18 protein-coding genes and 1 riboswitch are annotated in these 20,502 nt (G+C 46.2%); of the genes, 15 read left to right on the top strand and 3 right to left on the bottom strand.

Features of this window, described 5'->3' with window-relative positions:
* Window position 1: 1 nt before the first annotated feature.
* The 4 genes from HVMH_RS00820 to pnuC all read left to right on the top strand — a co-directional run bounded on the left by HVMH_RS00820 (window position 2) and on the right by pnuC (window position 3,656).
* A complete protein-coding gene (locus tag HVMH_RS00820) occupies window positions 2–337 on the top strand; it encodes a hypothetical protein (RefSeq protein WP_051623051.1) in 336 nt (111 codons plus the stop codon).
* Window positions 338–454: 117 nt separating this feature from the next.
* Window positions 455–571: riboswitch (TPP riboswitch) on the top strand.
* Between the two features lie 57 nt (window positions 572–628).
* Entirely contained in the window at window positions 629–2,734 is a 2,106-nt protein-coding gene (locus tag HVMH_RS00825; protein WP_051623050.1) for a TonB-dependent receptor, read from the top strand.
* Window positions 2,735–2,747: 13 nt separating this feature from the next.
* Complete coding sequence (locus HVMH_RS00830) at window positions 2,748–3,020, top strand: hypothetical protein (protein WP_029911034.1); 273 nt, start codon at window positions 2,748–2,750, stop codon at window positions 3,018–3,020.
* A 6-nt stretch (window positions 3,021–3,026) separates the two neighbouring features.
* Window positions 3,027–3,656: a nicotinamide riboside transporter PnuC gene (gene pnuC, locus HVMH_RS00835; protein WP_029911031.1), complete on the top strand. Its 630-nt coding sequence runs from the start codon at window positions 3,027–3,029 to the stop codon at window positions 3,654–3,656.
* Here the strand turns inward: pnuC and HVMH_RS00840 are convergent.
* The 3 genes from HVMH_RS00840 to HVMH_RS00850 all read right to left on the bottom strand — a co-directional run bounded on the left by HVMH_RS00840 (window position 3,643) and on the right by HVMH_RS00850 (window position 7,069).
* Entirely contained in the window at window positions 3,643–4,611 is a 969-nt protein-coding gene (locus tag HVMH_RS00840) for a protein kinase family protein (RefSeq protein WP_029911028.1), read from the bottom strand. The genes pnuC and HVMH_RS00840 overlap by 14 nt on opposite strands.
* A gap of 113 nt (window positions 4,612–4,724) precedes the next feature.
* Window positions 4,725–6,107, bottom strand: a complete 1,383-nt coding sequence (gorA, locus tag HVMH_RS00845; RefSeq protein ID WP_029911025.1) for a glutathione-disulfide reductase — start codon at window positions 6,105–6,107, stop codon at window positions 4,725–4,727.
* Between the two features lie 224 nt (window positions 6,108–6,331).
* A complete protein-coding gene (locus HVMH_RS00850) occupies window positions 6,332–7,069 on the bottom strand; it encodes a glutathione peroxidase (protein WP_029911022.1) in 738 nt (245 codons plus the stop codon).
* Window positions 7,070–7,841: 772 nt separating this feature from the next.
* On the opposite strand from HVMH_RS00850, the gene ectA reads away from it, so the two are divergent.
* From ectA to HVMH_RS00905, 11 genes are all read left to right on the top strand, one after another.
* Window positions 7,842–8,399 carry a diaminobutyrate acetyltransferase gene (gene ectA / locus HVMH_RS00855; RefSeq protein ID WP_029911020.1) on the top strand — a complete coding sequence of 186 codons (558 nt, stop codon included), beginning with the start codon at window positions 7,842–7,844 and terminating at the stop codon, window positions 8,397–8,399.
* A gap of 32 nt (window positions 8,400–8,431) precedes the next feature.
* Window positions 8,432–9,700, top strand: coding sequence for a diaminobutyrate--2-oxoglutarate transaminase (gene ectB, locus HVMH_RS00860; RefSeq protein ID WP_029911017.1), 1,269 nt, complete (start codon window positions 8,432–8,434; stop codon window positions 9,698–9,700).
* Window positions 9,701–9,734: 34 nt separating this feature from the next.
* Window positions 9,735–10,130, top strand: coding sequence for an ectoine synthase (locus tag HVMH_RS00865; RefSeq protein ID WP_029911013.1), 396 nt, complete (start codon window positions 9,735–9,737; stop codon window positions 10,128–10,130).
* A gap of 9 nt (window positions 10,131–10,139) precedes the next feature.
* Window positions 10,140–11,618: an aspartate kinase gene (locus HVMH_RS00870; protein ID WP_155837674.1), complete on the top strand. Its 1,479-nt coding sequence runs from the start codon at window positions 10,140–10,142 to the stop codon at window positions 11,616–11,618.
* Window positions 11,606–12,517 (top strand): tetratricopeptide repeat protein, encoded by a 912-nt coding sequence (locus HVMH_RS00875; protein ID WP_232087780.1) that lies wholly within the window; start codon window positions 11,606–11,608, stop codon window positions 12,515–12,517. The genes HVMH_RS00870 and HVMH_RS00875 overlap by 13 nt, the downstream gene beginning before the upstream one ends.
* Before the next feature lie 43 nt (window positions 12,518–12,560).
* Window positions 12,561–14,000 (top strand): sodium/proline symporter, encoded by a 1,440-nt coding sequence (locus HVMH_RS00880; RefSeq protein ID WP_035628962.1) that lies wholly within the window; start codon window positions 12,561–12,563, stop codon window positions 13,998–14,000.
* A gap of 273 nt (window positions 14,001–14,273) precedes the next feature.
* Complete coding sequence (locus HVMH_RS00885; RefSeq protein WP_029911002.1) at window positions 14,274–14,816, top strand: thioredoxin family protein; 543 nt, start codon at window positions 14,274–14,276, stop codon at window positions 14,814–14,816.
* Window positions 14,817–14,829: 13 nt separating this feature from the next.
* Window positions 14,830–16,233, top strand: a complete 1,404-nt coding sequence (locus HVMH_RS00890) for a TolC family protein (RefSeq protein WP_051623229.1) — start codon at window positions 14,830–14,832, stop codon at window positions 16,231–16,233.
* A 43-nt stretch (window positions 16,234–16,276) separates the two neighbouring features.
* Window positions 16,277–16,795, top strand: coding sequence for an efflux RND transporter periplasmic adaptor subunit (locus HVMH_RS00895; RefSeq protein ID WP_029910996.1), 519 nt, complete (start codon window positions 16,277–16,279; stop codon window positions 16,793–16,795).
* A gap of 290 nt (window positions 16,796–17,085) precedes the next feature.
* Entirely contained in the window at window positions 17,086–17,763 is a 678-nt protein-coding gene (locus tag HVMH_RS00900) for an IS1595-like element ISHyma1 family transposase (protein ID WP_029910993.1), read from the top strand.
* 46 nt (window positions 17,764–17,809) lie between these two features.
* Entirely contained in the window at window positions 17,810–20,362 is a 2,553-nt protein-coding gene (locus HVMH_RS00905) for a methyl-accepting chemotaxis protein (RefSeq protein ID WP_051623048.1), read from the top strand.
* Window positions 20,363–20,502 lie beyond the last annotated feature (140 nt).

The raw sequence follows: 20,502 nt of genomic DNA on the forward strand, positions 1-20,502 counted from the left end.
AATGAAAACACCTGCAATGAAATTCGTATTGTCGTTTATTGTTTTGTTGATGCTGGGCTCTTTAACCGCCTGTTCTTCCACCGAGAGTGATCCGGGGCCATTGAAAGGCAAGTGGCAAGTTAGCGGGATTGTCGACACGGTGATGGTTTTCCGCAAGGGTGAAACTGAAACCAATAAGATTGTTGAGAAATGCAGCTATAAGGTCGAAGGTAGTAAGGTCATGGTCACCTACCAGAGCGGTATGGCGAAAGGGCTGACCCAAACCTATCTTTTCCTTGATAAGAACACCGTCGAATCGCCATTGGGCAAAATGACACGCATCAAAGACTCAGACTAAGCTTCTGCGCTTTCCCCCAACTTGGTAGATTTTGTCAGGTTCTTTGCATTTAGGGGAAAAGCGCTCTATAATGCGCCAACTTATTGATATTTCAATCAATCCAATAAATACACAAATTTGAATGCCGAGGGGCGGTCTTCCCGAATAATGAATGGGATGTACCTGAGATCCGAAAGGAGACCCTTGAACCTGATCCAGGTAATACTGGCGTAGGAACGGGCAGCACATCCAAAAACACGCGTGAATGCGTGTCTTTGCCGCTTCCTGTTCATAAAAACTAAGGAAGCTTTGGTGAAATTCCGCAACACAAAATCGTTTATCAAACATCTAGTCCCGTTATTGTCTTTGACCGTTCTGGCGAATACCGCTCAGGCTGAAGATAAAGCTCATTCATCCGAAACCAAGTTGGCACCTGTTACCGTACAAGCCGATTTACGTGGTGCGGAAGAAAGCAAACTGCCGGTGAGTACCACGGTGATGGATGCGGCGAACTTGCAGGATAGAGGTGCGAACCAGTTGGAAGATGTCTTGTTGCAAACGCCAAATGTCAACTTTGCCGGGCAGGATGCGCGTGCCAAGCACATCCAGATTCGCGGTATGGGTGAGCGTGACGATTACACTGGTGCGCCGAACCCAAGCGTAGGCTTGGCGATTGATGGTATCGATTTCAGTGGTATTGGCATGATCTCCAATCTGTTTGATGTCAAGCAAGTGGAAGTGTTGCGCGGCCCGCAAAGCACGCGTTACGGCGATACCGCCATTGCCGGTTTAATCAATATTCAAACCAATGATCCTACGCCTTACCAAGAGAACATGATCGAAACCTCTATTGGTAACGGCAGCCTGACCGAAGTCGGTTTGATGACCAGTGGCCCTTTTTCGGATAAAAAAGACAGCCCGCAGTATCGTGTCGCCATCCAAAAACACTATGACAATGGTTTCCGAGACAATGTTTATTTGCATCGTGATGATACTAATAAGCATGATGAATTGAATGTGCGCGGTAAACTGCGATTCTTTCCAACCGAGAAATCACAGTTGGATTTGACTCTGTTGCATGCTGATTACAACGATGGTTATGACGCTTGGTCATTGAACAATACACTCACGACGCTGTCGGATCAGCCAGGTAAAGACACTCAAAGAACACACGCCGGCGCGATTAAGTATCAGTATTTTGGACAAGTGGCGACCTTAACGAGTACCACAACCGCGGCGAACTCCGACATGATTTACAGCTACGATCAGGACTGGACGTACAAAGGCTATTACTCAACGCCGTTTACTGGAACTTTTAAAGACGCCAAAAACCGCAGCAGCTTCTCACAAGAACTACGTTGGGTGTCGCAACCGAATGCGAGAATTTTCAATAAATCGACCGATTGGTTGTTCGGTGTCTTTGCTTCGCGCTTGGAAGAGAAAAACAAAATCGACAGTGATTTCAACGATAACGGAACCCAGTACCCTTGGCATGTGACTTCTAAGTACGAAGTGAACAAGTTCGCGGGATTTGGGCAGTTGGACACACATTTTTCATCGAAGACTGTGCTGACGACTGGTGTGCGTTTGGAGCATCACGAGTCCAAATTCAACAGTACCGATGGTGACAGCTTCAAGCCGAATGAAAATCTAGTTGGCGCCAACATCAGTTTGACGCAAACCCTCACACAGCATCAGTCGGCGTACGTTTCGGTGGCAAGAGGTTACAAGGCAGGAGGGTTCAACCCAGGTCTGCCGACCAACAAAAAATATTTGACCTACTATAAAACCGAAACGGCGATGAATTATGAAATAGGTCATCGTATGAATTTGGCAAACAACCGTTTGAAAACTCAATTTGATGTCTTCTATATGGACAGACAAAATCCGCAATTCGATGGTTATACCTACATCGGTTCCAACTATGTGTTTTATACCGAAAACTTCGACAAAGCCACCAACTACGGCTTGGAAGGTCAGTTGGATTGGCAGGTTAACGATCAGTGGAAAACCTTTGCCAACCTAGGCTTATTGAACACCACGGTGAAAGGCAGTTCTTCATCCGGCGCTTTCACCATTGACGGTCGTCAGCAACCGCATGCGCCGAATTATCAGTTCCTATTGGGTGGACAATACCGAAGCCATGGCTATGTCGCGCGTTTGGAATACACGGGAATGGATGCGTTTTATTTCAGTAACTCCAACAATGCACGTTCCAAGCCGTACCAAATCGTCAATGCTCGTGTCGGTTATGAAACAAAAAGCTGGGACGCGACTCTGTGGGTGAAAAACTTGACGGATGAGCGTTATGCGACCAGAGGATTCTTCTTCGGAAATGATCCGACTTGGACAAACAAAAAATATATTCGTTTGGGTGATCCAAGAAGTTTTGGTATCACGACGCACGTTTATTTTTAATTGAGGAAACGTCATGCAAGCATCTATTGAAATTTCTATGTATCCTTTGCAGGAAGACTACTGCCAGCCGATTATCGACTTTATCGATCGTTTGGAAACGCATAGTGAGATCCGTGTTGCACGTAACGCCATGAGTACGCAGGTGTTTGGGGAGTTTCGTACCCTGATGTCGATGATGACCGAAGAAGTCGAAGCGGTATTGGCAACACAGCCGAAAACGGTCTTTGTCCTGAAATTAATCGGTACCGACCGCTCCAAGGCGCGTATCGATGCCTGTAGCGAATAACCCAAGATGTCATTCATAGATCAAGTTATCCAGTCGGCTCAAGCCATGTCCGGTTGGGAAGCTATTGCAACTTTGTTGGGCTTGGCTTATTTGTATCTGGCGATTAAAGAATCCATTTGGGCATGGCCTTGTGCTTTTGTCAGCACGTTGATCTATACCGTGATTTTTTGGGAAGGTCAGTTGCCGTTGCAATCGGGATTGAACGCTTATTATCTTGCGATGGCTGTGTATGGTTTTTGGCTGTGGCGCCGTCCGAAATCCGAGGAATACAGTGTGGCCATTCACCGTTTGAGTTTCCGTTGGCACTTGGCCTTAATTGGTTCGGGAGTGGTGATCAGCATACTGCTTGCCGATTATCTGCAGGCGACCCATTTCTCCAAGCTGCCTTATCTGGATGCGGGGGTGATGGTGTTCTCGGTATTGACGACTATACTGATGGCTCGTAAGGTGTTAGAAAACTGGCTCTATTGGATAGTGGTCGATGGTGTAGCCATCTTTCTTTATGCGCAAACCGGTTTCTATTTCACCATGGTGCTGATGGCGGCGTATGTCGTGATGGTGATTATTGGCTTTTTCGAGTGGCGCCAACTCTACCGACAAGCGCCTACGTCTGAGGCGGATGTCAGTACCCAGTGATATTGAACAGCTTGGGTTGTTTCATCCAAGCTTCATAGTCGGTCGAGCCGAGCACATTCATCATATAGAGTAATGTGCGATAGACGTCACGCACTTCAGTCAGGTCTGGCACGGGTAGAAACTGCGTATATTCCTTCAAGAAAACTTCAGCTTGAACCGGTGTCAGCAAGTATTCCAACAGCACCCATTCCATCTCTCTTGGGCCATAGACGATGGCGTCCAAATCTGTCAGCGCGAAAAGCCGATCCTTTTTGGTCAGAAATTGATCCCAGCGTAAATCCGGCATGATGAGGCAGAATTCGTCGATTTGAAAAGTGTTTTCAATCTGATTCAACAAGCGCTGGCGTGTAAACTCGGGAATCTCCGGGAACTTATCCATGTATTTCGCTAGGATGCGCTTGAGATGGCTAGGCCAGTCATGCAAACTCGGCGCGATGGGTTCGTCAATAGAGCCGAAATGGTCCGAGGTGGTCAAGTGCATGCAAGCGGTGTGTTTGGCGAGATCCTGCACCATTTCATGCGTGACTTCTGTAGAGACCTTGCCTTCCAGGAAGTAGACCTGGGTGATATAGAGTGCAGGTTGTTTGGGTTTGTCAGGGTCAGCGGGTTCGATAATCTGTTGTTTCAGGGTTGGAATGGTGAGCGGACTGATTTCCTTAATCAAAGGATAGATTGCATAGAAACAGGCGGTCTGTGCAATCAACCCGGCATTGAAACAGTCGTTCATCAATTGCCAGAACGCATTGTTCTTCAGTGCATTGGTTCGCAGCACCTTGACCACGCAAGACGGTGACGTCACTTCTGGTTCTTGGATGACATAAATGTCGTGACTGCTGTCCTCAAAATGATTTTCCAAGTGACGAATGTCGGCACCTTTCGGCAACTCAAGGAGCTTGGCAAGCTGCTTGTCCGTGAGTCTTGGGTGGGTGTCTTGCTTGTGTTTTTGAGTAGGCATAGGACTGTAGAATCGAGTGGTAGATACCCAATTCTACAGGGATTGCGTGATAGGATTCAACTTATCCTATGAAACGCATAGCAACAAACAGGTGAATTATTTGTTCTGTCTGGTTATTTCAAGATCATCGGGCGCATCGTCACCAGCTCTTCCGACGAGCTTGGGTGAATGGCGATGGTTGCATCTAAGTCAGCCTTGGTCGCATTCATTTGCACTGCTACCGCAAAGCCTTGCAACATTTCATCTGCACCGTCACCGACAATATGAATACCAACCACGCGCTGTTCTTCACCGACGCAAACCAACTTTAAAGCCGTTTTGATCTGGTGCTCGGTAAAGGCATAGCGCATTGGCGTGAAGACCGAAGTATAAACCTGAACATTGTCATGGCCATATTGGCTACGCGCATCGTGTTCCGCCAACCCAATGGTGCCGATTGGCGGGTGAGAGAAGACGACGGTCGGGACTTTGCTCAAATCCATCTTGATGTCAGGTTGGTTGTTATACAAACGTTCCGCCAAGTAGCGTCCGGCACGGATCGCAACAGGTGTTAACTGCGCTTGTCCGGTAACATCTCCAATGGCATAGATGTTAGGCACTGATGTTTGGTGTTTGTCATCAACATCAATAAATCCTTTACCATTGACGGCTAAGCCGACATTTTCCAAAGCCAAAGGCTCAGTCAAGGTCTCACGACCCACCGCCCAGATAACTTGGTCATAGCCTACTAGGCGCTGTCCGTCTTCAGAGTCGATACTGATGGTGCCGTCGGCTTCACGGCTCAATTTCTTGACTTGGAAGTGGTATTCCTTGTGAATGCCGCTTTCAATCATGGCATCCGTCAAGGTTTCACGAACCATGTCGTCGAAGCCACGCAATACCAAGTCCTTGCGGCTCAGCAAACTGGTTTCCGTGCCCAAAGCCTGTAATACGCCAGCGATTTCCACTGCGATATAACCACTACCGATGACCGCGACTTTTTTAGGTTGTTCGGTCAAGGCAAAGAAGCCATCCGAGGTAATCCCTAAATCGGCGTTCTCCGTTTCATTTGGGATGAATGGTCTACCGCCCGGTGCGATAACAATGGTTTCTGCCGTGTAGTGCTTGCCGTCAACCGAAACAGTGTGCTCGTCGACAAAGCTGCCCCAGCCTTCCAATACATCGACGTTTTTGTCTTTCATATAACCGCCGTACCAGGTGGTGATATTGCTGATGTATTGTTCACGTCGTTTCACCAACTCCGCCCAGTCAAAGCCTTTCTTCTCGATGTCGAAACCATAGTCTTTCGCATCGCGAACGGCTTCGGCAATGTGCGCGCCGAACCACATGACTTTTTTCGGAACACAACCGATATTGACGCAGGTACCGCCGAGTTTTTTCGCCTCGACCACAGCACATTTCTTACCGTATTCCGCTGCACGTTCCACAACGGACAAACCGCCGCTGCCTGCACCGATGGCAATCAAGTCATAATCGTATTGCGTCTTGTTTTGCATGCGTGTTCTCCTGCAAAGTAGGTTGTATCGTTAAATCTAAAGAATGAAATTCTATCACGGAGACAAGCTGGTAACCGAACGCCAGCAGCTTTTCTTCGAAATAAAACGTCTGAAAATGTAGCGTGAAAAACTGCCAGGTTGGGGCTGACTAATTAAAGGGGGTACCCCAACCTGGTAGGTTTTATGCGGCGATTGCGGGCAATCGCCTGAAGGCTATTCGCCGATTACTTGGCTAGGTAAGCTTCAAGATCGTCTGAACCACCGATGTGTTTCCCTTCGATGAACACTTGTGGAACCGTATCGGCATTCGCCACGGCACGAAGTGTACGAGAAGTAACACCTGCATTAGCAATGGTGATTTCTTCGTAAGTGATCCCGGCATCTTCAAGCGCTGCTTTCGCTTTGGCGCAGAAAGGACAGCCTGGCTTGGTGAAGATGGTTGCAACCTGAGATGCTTTTGCATTCGGGTTGATGTAGTTCAACATGGTATCTGCATCAGATACTTCAAATGGGTCGCCTGGGACTTCAGGTTCAATGAACATTTTGTCCACGACACCGTCCTTAACCAACATAGAGTAACGCCATGAACGTTTACCGAAACCTAGGTCAGCTTTGTCAACCAACATACCCATACCGGCAGTGAACTCACCGTTTCCGTCAGGGATCAAAGTCACGTTGGTAGACTCTTGATCTTTTGCCCACTCGTTCATAACGAAAGTGTCGTTAACAGACATACAAACGATCTCGTCGACACCGTTTTCAAAGAAAATAGGCGCTAGTTCATTGAAACGTGGCAAATGCGTTGATGAACAAGTTGGGGTGAATGCACCAGGCAAAGAGAAAACGATAACCGTACGACCTTTAAAGATGTCGTCACTGTTGACGTTAACCCAGTTTCCGCCTTGGCGTGTAGGCCATACAACACTTGGTACTCTTTGTCCTTCGCGATTTTCAAAAGGCATAAATAACTCCTCGTTAAGTTTTTGAAATTAAGTTTTAGTGGTATTGATGAAAAATTCGTTGCTTCGGGACTCATTCTAGGAGGATAAGTTATTTAAGTAAAATTAAATGTTTTTAACATAGTGATAGTTAAAAACTATTAAATTCGGTTTTATCGTGCATACAAGCTTGTGCCCTGAGCTTGCGTCCCTTTATTTTAAGTACATTAAACAACAATAAATATCTTGTCCCTAATTTGTGGGAATTTTATGGGATAAAAGTCATTTTTTATTTATCGTTTTTTCTATTTTTGATGACAAAAATATGAAATTTTCCCTAAAACTTGAGATATTGAGCTGTTTTTGTTAGGATGTTTGCAACTTAAAAACCCAAAAGGTTAAATTATCTATTTTTTGAAAGCACTGCTTGCAGGTGAACGAACATTTGCAGGTAAGAAATTCCAAAATAAAATCCTGTGGAAGTTTTCTAGGCGCTTTTCTTCTTTAGATCCTCAAGATGTTCATTTACATCCCACAGGGTCGAGTCTAATCCAAAGGACAAGTCCGGAGGAATCAATCGTATGGTCAAGCCATAAGCCATCCCCCTGTTCGTTAGATTTTGCTACTTCTGCTGCATTTGCAACGGTTTATGCTGATTTAAGCATGCTAGGTCGTGAGGTTTATTATCGCTTGATTGCCATAGTCTTTAAGTCAATGGAGACGTTTTTCATTTCATTTCCATTGCTGCGATTGGTTGCTAATCCTATCAGCAACTCAACAACAAAGGTCACTCATCATGGAGAGTCATACCGAAACCTTTAATTCTCATAAAACAAAACCCAAACCTGATATTCAGTTCAGAAAACCGACGCTGGCGGATGGTGAAGCCATCTATCGCTTGATTGAGCGATGCCCGCCGTTGGATTTGAACTCGAGTTATCTCTATTTCCTGCAGGCATCGCATTTTGCCGATACCTGTGTGGTTGCAGAAATGGACGGTGAGCTGGTGGGCTTCGTTTCCGCCTATTACTTGCCTGAAGAGCCGCGCTCATTGTTTGTTTGGCAGATTGCCGTAGACGAAATCGCGCGAGGCCAAGGCTTAGCGAAGCGATTGATTCGTCAATTACTGGCGAACCAGAGCAAAAGCTATGTCACCGAAATTCTCTGCACCATCAGTCCATCCAACAAGGCCTCCCAAGCGTTGTTCAACGGCTTTGCCAATGACGAAGGCTTGAAGGTAGTCGTTGAACCCTTTTTAACCGAAGCGCACTTTTCCAGTCTTGGACACGAGGCTGAAGAACTTTATCGCTTGGCAGCACCAAAGCATCAGAACCTGTTTGCCTACTGGCGATAAGAAAAACTATTAAAAATCTAAGGAAAGCTAACATGACAACAGAAAAATTAAGTGTATTTAATCAATACGAATCGGAAGTGAGAGGCTATATCCGCTCTTTCCCAACCCTATTTTCAAAATCGAAAATGGCAGAAATCTGGGACGATGACGGTAAACGTTACGTCGATTTCTTTGCCGGCGCGGGCGCGTTGAACTACGGGCACAACAATCCGGTTATCAACGATGCGGTCATCAAGTATTTGCAGGAAGACGGTATCGGCCATGCACTGGATATGGCGACAGTAGCGAAACGCGACTTTATTGAGTCGTTCGTCAATAACATCCTCAAGCCACGAAATCTGGATTACAAAATTCAATTCGTAGGACCAACCGGTACCAATGCCATCGAAACCGCATTGAAAATCGCCAGAAAGGTCAAGGGTCGTAAACAAGTGATGTCTTTCACTAACGGCTTCCATGGTATGTCGATGGGATCGCTGAGTATCACCGGTAACAGTTACTACCACGACGAAAGCTATGGTGTGCCGGGTTACACCACTCAGGTGCCTTTCCATAACTACCTGGGCGACAAGGTCGATACCATCGCTTATCTACACAAAATTCTAGAAGATGCTTCCAGTGGGACGGAACTGCCTGCCGCCATCGTTTTGGAAACCATTCAGGCGGAAGGGGGCATCAACGTTGCCGGCGCGCCTTGGCTGAAATCGCTGAGAGAGATTTGTGACAAATTCGATATCTTGTTGATCGTCGATGACATTCAAGCTGGTAACGGACGCTCAAGTGATTTCTTCAGCTTCGAACGTGCTGGTATCGTCCCTGATATTGTCACTTTATCGAAATCTGTCGGGGGTGGGCATCCGATGTCGATTGTTTTGATGAAACCAGAGTTGGACAAATGGAGTCCGGGTGAACACTCAGGAACTTTCCGTGGGTTTAACTTGGCGTTTGTCGCGGCGAAGGCAGCGATTGACAAATATTGGTCAAACAAAGACTTCCAAGCGGAAATCAAACAAAAATCTGAGTGGGTGCAACAGCGTATGCAGCAACTGGCGTTGAAATTCCCGAAAGCGATTCGTGAAATTCGCGGTCACGGCATGATCTGGGGTGCGGAGTTCAGAGACCCTGAAGTCGCGTCAAAAGTCTGTGAGGCGTCATTCCATGAAGGCTTGGTGGTGGAAACCGCCGGCGCGGAAGGTGAAGTCATCAAATTCCTCGGGCCTTTGATCATCACCAAAGAGTTGATCGACGAAGGTTTCGACATTCTGGAATCAGCGACCACAAAAGTGCTCGCCAAGAAATAACCCTTTTAGTAACCAATTTAGACAGGAGTAAATCATGATTGTAAGAAATCTATACGACGATATTATCGGAACCGAAGCGGATGTAGATGGTGGGCAATGGGTCAGCCGCCGCTTGTTGCTGGGGAAAGATGGGATGGGATTCTCTTTCCATGACACCATCATCAAAGAAGGTGAGATTTGCCATTTTTGGTATAAAAACCATCTTGAAGCGGTGTATTGCATTGCGGGTGAAGGGGAAATCTACGACAAGGCGACCGGTATCACGCACCCGATTCGTGAAGGGACGATCTATGCATTGAACGAGCATGATCGCCATATCCTTAGCGCCAACAAAGGCACTGAACTGCGTTTGGTGTGTGCCTTCAATCCACCGGTCACGGGGCGCGAAACCCATGATGAAGATGGTTCTTATACTTTGGTGAAGGAATAAGTTATCGCCATGCAGCATAAGAATGAGCAGGGAAAACCTGTTGATAGAACATTGAGCGTCGAGAAAATCGGCGGAACCTCCATGAGTGACTATCAGGCGGTTAGGGACAATATTGTTTTCTATCCGCAAAACCCGTATCGACGTATTCTGGTGGTGTCCGCTTACGGCGGCATGACCAACGACTTGTTGGAACACAAGAAAACCGGGCAACCGGGTGTCTATGGGTTGTTTGCATACAATGACGAGAGTGATGATGGTACGGAGCATTCCTGGCGCGAAGCTTTGCGAGACCTCTCGGCAAAGATGCAACAGTTCAACGAAGAGCTGTTTGATGAAGATGACATGAAAGCGGCGGCAAACCGCTTTATCTCCGAGCGCATTGAACACACCGAAAACTTGTTGATGCATTTGCAGAACCTTTGTCACCATGGACATTTTTCACTGGAAGATCATTTGTTGACGGTGCGTGAACTCTTAGCGAGCATCGGCGAAGCGCACAGTGCATGGAACCTGACGCAGTTGTTGAAATCAGAAGGCATCAATGCAATTTGGATTGATTTGACCGGCTGGCAGGACGATGAAAAACTGCCGCTGGATGAAGTGATTCACAACAAATTGTGCCACCTCAATTATGACGAAGTGCTGCCGATTGTAACCGGCTATGCTCACTGCGAAGAGAACCTCATGAACACCTTTGACCGTGGCTATAGCGAAATGACGTTCAGTCGTATTGCGGTGTTGTGTCAGGCGACGCAAGCGGTCATTCATAAGGAATATCATTTGAGTAGTGCCGACCCGCGCTTGGTGGGAGAGGAACAGGCAGTTCCCATTGGTAAGACCAATTATGACATCGCTGACCAGTTGGCGAACCTTGGCATGGAAGCGATTCACCCCAAAGCGGCAAAAGGGTTGCGACAAGCACAGATCCCTCTGTTGATTAAAAACACCTTTGAGCCCGAGCACCACGGCACCATTATTCGCGAAGACTACGTGAGCGAGTTCCCGCAAGTCGAGATTATCGCCGGCAGGCAGAATTTGATCGCCGTAGAAGTGTTCGATGCCGAAATGATGGGGCAGCAGACAGACTATGAGCAAGCCATTTGGGAAATCACCAAACGTCTCAGATGCCAGGTGCTGACTAAAGATTTCAACGCCAATACCATCACCCTGTATCTGCAAGCATCCTTGCGAAAAGCCAAACGACTTGCCGGACAATTGGAGGTGCGTTTGCCGACCGCCAAGATTTCCACCAGCAAAGTCTCATTGGTTTCGGCGATGGGAAGTGATATGCGTATCAAAGGGCTTTTGGCGCAAGCTGTACAGACGCTATTTGAAGCGGGCATCAATATTCAAGCGTTGCATCAAAACCTCAGACAGGTGGAAATGCAGTTTTTCGTCAAAGAGCAAGATTACGAGCGCGCGGTCAAACGCCTACACGCTAGTTTAATCGAAGTTCATAACCATGGAAAAGCGATATGGGAACACTAAAGAAAATCTGCCAGGTTGGGGGAGTGTTAGCTTTGTTGCTGATGGCTCAACCGGTGTTTGCCGAGGATACAGCCGCCAAGCCAGAGGCGTCTCAAGAAGCCAAGATGGAACAAACCGTCGATAAGCTCAAGGCGCCTTTATATACGCCGTTCATCGAACGCTATGTCTTGGACGACCTAAAGCAGTTGCGCATCGACATGAATCACTTGCAGGTTAATATGACCAAGCAAGTGACCGATCGGGAGCTGACAGCGACCAATCGGGCTGTGTCCTATGCCACCGATACCGTCACCTATTTCTTTTACCTGATTGCCGGAATCAGTTCCGTGCTCTTACTGGTGGGTTGGACCTCTTTGAAAGATGTTAAAGAGCGTGTTCATAATTTTGCCGACACCAAAGTGAATAAAGTGATTTCCGAATATGAGCAGCGGTTGGCAAAACTTGAAGAAGAATTGAATCATAAATCCGTCGGTATTCAGAGCGCCCAGAAACGTCTCACGCGTTATGAAGATATTCATAGCCTATGGTTGAAAGCGGCGCAGGAGCAGGTGCCGACCAGACGTCTGGATTTGTATGATCAGATTCTACGCTTAGATCGCGACAATGCCGAAGCATTAACCTATAAAGCCGATGTGGTTCTGGAGATGAACGAACCGCAATGGGCAATCAACCTCTGTCAGCAAGCATTAGAAATTGATCCTGATAACTCCCATGCCTTTTATCAATTGGCGGGAGCCTATGCGTTGTTGAATCAACCTCATGACGCCATCGTCAATTTGGAGTTGTCTCTAAAGGACACGGAAGGCATGGTTGACCAAGTGCTTAAAGATCCTATTTTTGAAGGTCTGTCGGAAAATGCTGAGTTCAAAGAATTGCTGAAACGAAAAGGGGTGGTTTGATGAAATCTCCACAAGGAAAACACCTTATCGGAAGGTTCATTAAATGATATTGACGACTTTTCTTGGCTTTCTACTGTTGTTTTTCCTGATAGGGGTTTCAAGCTATTTTTTCTCCCGAAAAACCACTTCAGATTATTTGGTAGCGGGGAAAAGCGTTTCTCCCGCTTTGGTAGGGCTATCGGCTATCGCTACCAATAATAGCGGCTTCATGTTCATTGGGATGATCGGCGCAACCTACACCATGGGCTTGTCGTCCATTTGGTTGATGATTGGCTGGATTTTTGGGGATTTCATTGCTCAGAAACTGGCGGTGAAACAGATTCAGCGCCACGCGCAGGCAGATACAGTGCATTCGTTTGGCGGACTCATTGTCCACTGGTTGGTAAGGGATTCTGAGGGAAAAACTTCGATGACTCAAGTTTTCCGACTTCGACAATTGATTGGTGTTCTGACGTTGGTGTTTCTGGTGGTTTACGCTGCTGCCCAGTTAAAAGCGGGCACGAAAGCCACTCAAGTGCTGCTCGGCTGGTCACCTGAAACCGGCATCTATCTCGCGGCGATGATTATTTTCGTTTATAGCCTGATGGGCGGATTGCGGGCATCGATATGGACGGATGTCGCCCAGTCGATTGTGATGTTGTTTGGTATGGCTTCCCTGGCGATATTCGGCATTTTGTCGCTGATGTCATCTGAGCAAAGTGTGTGGGAACAACTGGCGAATGCCGCTCCCCATTATATGAACTGGCTTCCATCGGATATGACATCAACAGCAGCCATTTTGTTTGTCATCGGCTGGATTTTCGGCGGTATGGGGGTGATAGGGCAGCCGCAAATCGTCATAAGGTTTATGACGCTGCACCCGGAACGCACGCCCGGTGAGATGCAAGCATACTACTATGCGTGGTTTGTTACCTTTTACAGTTTGACGGTTTTTGTCGGGTTGTTAAGTCGCCTGTTGATTCCTGTGACCGCAGGTTTCGATGCGGAAACTGCATTGCCCACATTAGCGACCGAGTTGATGCCGAAGATATTTGCCGGGTTGATACTGGCAGCGTTGTTTGCAGCAACCATGTCTACTGTCGATTCATTGGTACTTTCCTGTTCGGCGGCTTTGACACGCGACTTGACTCGGAAGCCCTCGCAAAGTCTTTATTTCACCAAGTTTGCGACCTTTACCATCCTAGTGGTAGCGGTTTTGATTGCTATTTCCAACAATCAAACCGTGTTCAAAATGGTATTGGATGCCTGGGGACTGCTTGGCTCTGCTTTCGGACCATTGATTATCTGGCTTTCAATCGGTAAGCGCGTAACGCAGAACCAGGCAATATTGATGATTTTGTCCGGCATTGCCGCATTTGTTCTGTTTTCTTATTTTGATTGGATGGCCGAGGTTTACCCGGTTGCATTTGGTATGTTGACTGGGTTGATAGTCGCATTTTTGACGTCTGCTGTTCCAAGCCTTCAAAAGCAAGCTAGTAACTAGAAGGTTTTTAACAGCTTAGTTTGCCCCTATATCACAGCACAGAATTTTTGGCTCCCAGAGTATGAAAATAACTAACAAGCGTTAGAAAAGAGTTTGAAAAAATGGGGTGTCTCGTTGTAAACTTGCCATCCAGGTGTTGAATGAAGGGAGTCATTTGATTCACCGATTCGTCCATAAGAACAAGGTTTTATGGAGTTTGCCTGTCTAGGCATATTCCTATAAAACGTAGCGTAGACTACGTTACGTTGACACATAATTGACAAAGGTGGAGATATGACAAAGTGGTTAAAAGTTTCCGTACGTAAGCTGTTTGTACTGAGTGGTTTATTGTTGGTTTTATCTCCGACTTACGTTCAGGCCGCGGATTTTTTCGACGAGACTTTCGGTAACTTGCAAGAAGAGTTGGATAATGCAAAAGACTCCGGTAAACAGGGTATCTTTTTGTTTTTCCAAATGAAAGATTGCCCGTTCTGTCACCGCATGGAAAACACCATCCTGAATCAACCAGACGTCATTGCCTACTATAAAAAACACTTCCTGAACTTCTCTATTGATATCGAAGGGTCAAATGAAATGACTGATTTCGATGGTACTACGGGTACGGCACAAGAGCTTGCCGAGAAAAAATACCGTGTTAGAGCTACACCTGTGTTGATGTTCGTTGACCTGACAGGTAAGAGAATTTTGCGCTATACCGGGCCAACACGTACTAAACAAGAATTTATGTTGATGGGAAAATTCATTGTCGATGGTGATTACAAAACCACGAAATTCACCCGTTACAAAAGAGAACATCTGAAACCTATTGCACCTTAAGTCGGGGATGATTATGGGTTTCTATCAAAATATTATTGTCGCCGACCATCTAAAGCTAAAGCTTTCTACACTGTGTCTAGCGATGACTGTCTGTATGGCGGCGCCAAGTGCTATGGCAGAGGATCAAGCGGCGCCACAGCCACAATCTGCCGATGCGTCATCTCAACAGGCGGATGCCAAGCCTGTCTCGCTACAGCCTCAAAATACCTTGCCGGAGCCGCTGACACTGGAAAGTGTCGTGGAACTCCCGCACAACGTCAGCCCTCAAGTATTGTTGAGCAAAGCCAAGCAACAGGAAGCCTTTGCCAAATACCAACAACAAAAAGCGGATGATGGTGTCGAATTGGATTTGATGGGTAGAATCGGCTGGCGTGAGTATGCCGACCATACCGAAGACAACCATCTTTTGGCATTACATGTGGGTAAACAACTCTATGATTTTGGTAAGACAGAAGCCTCACAGGCTTCTCAACTTAACTTGTCTGACGCCGAATCCGAGTTGCTTCAAGATCAAAGCATCCAATTCCAGCTGCGTTTAATGCAAAGCTTCTTTAATGTCATTTTGGCGGACTATCAATATCGTGTGGATAACGAAGATATGGCGACAGTTTATGTCACCATGGATAAAGCACGTGACCGCCATGAGTTGGGGCAAATCTCTGATGTGGAATTCAGCCGTTTGGAAGCGGATTATGAAAAGTCTTATGTCAAACGCATGAAAGCCGAGTTTGACCAAAGACAAACCCGTACCAGTCTGGCAAACCTTGTTGGGCAACCTCAAAACCTGCCGGATAAATTGACCTTCCCAAACTTGAAAGGTCTGTTGGCGCGTAATCTGAAGCCGCTTGAGGAATACCAAAAAGAAGCACTGGAAAACAACCTTCAGCTAAAAAGTATGAAGCTTAAACTGAAGGCGGCGAATTACCAGTTGGAAAGTCAGGATGCTGATGATAAACCCAGTTTCCGTGTTGATGCATGGGGCGGGAAGTTGTCGACCTATGAATATCAAAGAGAAGGTCGCTGGCGTTTTGATTTGAGCATGGACTATCCTTTGTATGATAGTGGTAGCCAGTCAGCCAAAATGAGCCAAGCCAGAGCGAAAATTCAACAAGCTCAAGCCGAGTTGAAGGCCATGGAGCAGTCTTTACGTGACCAAGTGGCGGAAATCTACTTCAAGCTGCAACTCAACAAAGCACAGCGCAAACAGAATGCGGCATTTTCGAATTATGCGGATTTGTATTTGGACTATAGCCGAGGGCTTTACGAAAATGAAGCTAAGACCGACTTGGGTGATTCCATGGTGCGTTTATCGGAAGCCAGTTATCAAAACATTATGACGACTTTCCAATATACGTTGGATTGGGCGAAATTGGATTATCTGACAGGCAAACCTGTAGACCTCGACAAATATCGTTAAGAATCAGACAGCTCAAATGGGCAAATGAACAAAGGATCTTTCTATGAAAGTGTTTAACCATCCATTATTGAAAATTTTGACCTGGTCCACCTTTATTTGGGTAGGGTTTACGTTTTCGGCACAGGCTCAGACCGTTAAAATCGGTTCTTTGGTCGCCGGGCAGGTGATTGAGGTTCATGTCAAGGAAGGTCAGCATGTCAAAAAAGGGCAGTTGCTGATGAAGATAGACGACACACGCTATCAAGCAAAATTACGCTCTATGGAAGCGTCTCTGCAAATGGCGAAATTGAAGCTGGCCGACCAGAAAATCAACTTGGATCAGGCGCTGGATTTATATGACCGTACGGTAACGGCAACACGCGAGCGTGATGCTGCTCAGCTGGCTTATGACTTAGCCAATCAAACCTTTGAGAAAGCCAAAGCGGATTTGGCGTATTACCAAGCTTGGGCTAGATACTTTGTTATCAATGCGCCAGTGAGTGGCCGCATCAAAAAAATCGACGCGCCTAAAGGCACGACTGTTTACAAAGAGAACACCCCTTTAATTCAAATCGAACGTTAACTTCATTCGCATCATTGCCACGCTGTGAGTTCTATCATGGCGGGCAGTTACCCTGCTCCGACAATCATTCAGTCATTATCTCTTCATTAATTATAATCAACCACTTATGTAGAATCTGTTTGAATGCCCCTTAGCCGGTATCTTTCAGCACTTCTGACTTTAGAGCCTTTATACTTAACCTCCTGACAGGATGTTAATAAGCTCAAAGAGGAGAGGTGGCAAGGAACGCAAATATAAAATATAAGGGGCTTAGGAAGCAAAAACGATAAAAAGTCGTGTAAGCTTCTGATATGCCTTATAAAAATCGTTATCAAAAGTGCGGTAAAATTTCAGAGAGAAAATTTAGAGAAATTCTCCGTTATTTCGCACTCGATTTAACCGCTTCTGACACAGCCCGTTTAACTGGAATTTCTGTCAGAAGCATTAATAATATTTACATCAAAATCCGATATCTTTTAGCCAACGAATGTGAAAAACAAACCCCATTCTCTGGCGTGATCGAATTAGATGAATCTTACTTTGGCCCTAAACGCATTCGTGGAAAACGAGGTCGCGGTGCCAAAGGTAAAACCATTGTGTTTGGCATCTTAAAACGTGACGATAAAGTTTACACCGAAATCGTTTCAGATGCCTCAAGTGCCAGTTTATCAAGGGTTGTACGAGGTCACGTATCCATTGATAGCATCATCAATACCGATGGCTGGCGTGGTTACAATGGTTTAGTTGATGTTGGTTTTGAAAAACATTATCGCGTTCATCATGGCGAGAATGAGTTTGCAAAAGGTCATCAACATATTAATGGTATAGAGTCATTTTGGAGCTTTGCTAAAGCAAGGCTGATGAAATTTAAAGGCGTGCCAAAACATACCTTTTATTATCATTTGAAAGAAACGGAATTCCGTTTCAATCACCGTCATAATGACCTATACAAAATACTTTTAAAATTACTTAGGAACGACCCAATTTAGTTGTTTTGCTTCCTAAGCCCCAATATAAATAAACCGGAGTAACTAGATGCTTAAGACCATCAAAGCGAAGCTAATCGCGAGCTTTTCCCTATTAACGATCCTGATCGTTGGCCTTTCCATTTTTAGTGTCAGTGAAATTGATGAATCCGCGGGCGGATTCAGTGAGTATCGTAAGATTTCAGAACATTCAGTCTTGGCAGCACGCATTCAGGCACATGTGTTGGATATGCGTTTAGCGGTCAAAGATTATCTAGATCAGAATAATTCTTCCAAAATAGCAGCCTTTGAGGATGCTTTTCAGAAAGCCTCCAGCCTGCTTACCAATACGCATCAACGCATTCACAACCCTGAGCGCTTAGAATCTATTAAGGCGATTGATATCGACTTAGATCAATACAAGCAAGGGTTTGAAAAGGTTAAGGGCGATTCAACTCAGAAAAATACTTTAAACGAGACCATTGAAAGCCAAGGCGAACAGATGACGCACACAATGAAGTCATTGTTGTTGTCAGTAGAAAAAATGCATCACGACCAAGCCACATTTATTGCGACGTCGGCAATGCATCATTTATTGATGATGCGTTTGAATGAAGCAAAGTATTTGAAAAGTCGACAACAAAAAGATGTGGACGCCAGCCTCAGCTATCTAAAAGCGTTTGATGGGGATATGGCGAGTCTGAAATCCTATCTCAATGAAACTGATCTACAAGACGCATCGTCTTTGGCGGCGGAATCTGAAAGTTATGCTGATCATATAAACCAACTCATCGCCCTGACAAAAGAAATAGATGACTTGAGTCAGAATAAATTGGACAAATTGGGTGAGCACATTGCCGAAATGGCAGAGAAAGTAAAGGTGTCTATTCGTGATGAACAAGGTCAAATCGGCTCTCATATCACCACGTTGAACCAAGAGATTATTGAGTTTTCCATTGTGGTGTCACTGATCATAGCGTTAATCGCGTTGTTGATAGGTATCTTTATTCCCCGTTCGGTTTCGAGAGGGCTACACTCCATTGAATCTCGCTTGGCTGAAATCACTAAAACGGGAGATTTCTCAATTCGTGCGGATGACAGCCGTCAAGATGAAATCGGTGAAATGGCACATTCTGTCAATGACATGTTAGCGAACACCCAGACGGCAATCAGCGAAGCCAATCATGTGGTGCAGGCGATTGCGAAAGGGAATTTCGCTCAAAGAGTGCAGGCGGACTTCAAAGGCGACTTGGCGGTTCTGAAAGAAGGCGTAAATGCCAGTGCTGAAAGTGTCGCTTTCACCATGTCTGAGTTGAAGAAGGTGATGGAAGGGCTGTATGACGGAGACTTCTCCGTACGCATGGATAACCGTGTGGAGGCGGCCTTCCGTGAAATGGTCGATAAGTCGATGAATGCGATGAATGCCGTCATTTCAGATATCAGCCGAGTGATGGCGGCGATGAATGAAGGTCAATTTGACCATCAAGTGGAAGTGGAAGCCAGAGGGGAGTTGTTGCAGATGAAGCAAGCTATCAACGACTCAATGAAGCGCTTGAAGCAAGCGATGGATATTATCGCTAAAGTGGTACTTGCCCAGTCGGAAGGTGACTTGACGCAGAATTGTCAGGGCGATTTTAGAGGAGATTTGAAAACCCTATCCAATGCCATGAATCAATCCGTAGCGAAATTGAGCGGCATTGTCGGGCAGGCTGTACAGGCGGCAGGCATCGTCAGTACGGCGGCGTCTGAAGTGTCTCAAGGGGCGACCGATCTGAGCCAGCGTGTACAAGAGCAGGCGGCAGCTTTGGAAGAGACTTCAGCCACGATGGATGAGATGAATTCAGCGGTACAAGCGAATACCGAAAACGCACAGGAAGCGGCGAAGCTGGCGCACGATGTTCAGGAGAAATCGTCTCACGGAACGGAAGTCATGCACCAAACCATTGGTGCCATGCAAATGATTCAGGAATCCAGTCATAAAATCGCAGATATCGTGACCCTAATTGATGGGATTGCCTTCCAAACTAACCTCTTGGCTCTAAATGCTGCGGTTGAAGCAGCCAGAGCTGGTGAACATGGTCGTGGATTTGCTGTGGTTGCCGGTGAAGTACGCTCTTTGGCTCAAAAATCGGCGGAAGCGGCAAAAGACATCAAGAAGTTGATTGAAGAGAGTGTTGATCGTATTAACCAAGGTACAGATCTGGCTTCTCAATCTGGTGAAGTATTGAGTGTGATTAACGAGTCTATCGATTCGGTGACTAAAATGGTTGAGCAGATAGCCAAGGCGTCTGAAGAGCAAGCGAATGGTGTTAGTCAGGTGCATCAAGCCATCAGCCAGATCGACCAGGTCACACAGCAAAATGCGGCACTGGTGGAAGAGACCACCGCTGCTGCTGAAAGTATGAGTGATCAGGCTGAAGTATTGACGAAAGATATGTCTTACTTCAAAACCGGAAAAGCCATTAAAGCTTCTAGTTCGACAGTTAAGCAAGTCAGTGCTTCAGTAGCAGAACCTGTAAAACCTGCTAAGACTGCAACACTTGCAGCACCTGCGAAAACTTCCGTTCCAGTTTTGCCTTCCAAACCTGCGAAATCAGCGGATGACGAGTGGGATGATTTTTAACCCATAGCAATCACAACACCTTATGGCGAGCCTGTTGCCTTTATGGGCTTGCCGCTTTTTCTGCCCCGGATTGTGCCGGGGTAATCAAAAGTTCCATTTTCTATTCACTTTTCCCCTTCATTTCCTTACAAGTTTTGCGG

This window comes from Hydrogenovibrio marinus, from assembly GCF_013340845.1.
In the GTDB taxonomy this organism is placed as follows: domain Bacteria; phylum Pseudomonadota; class Gammaproteobacteria; order Thiomicrospirales; family Thiomicrospiraceae; genus Hydrogenovibrio; species Hydrogenovibrio marinus.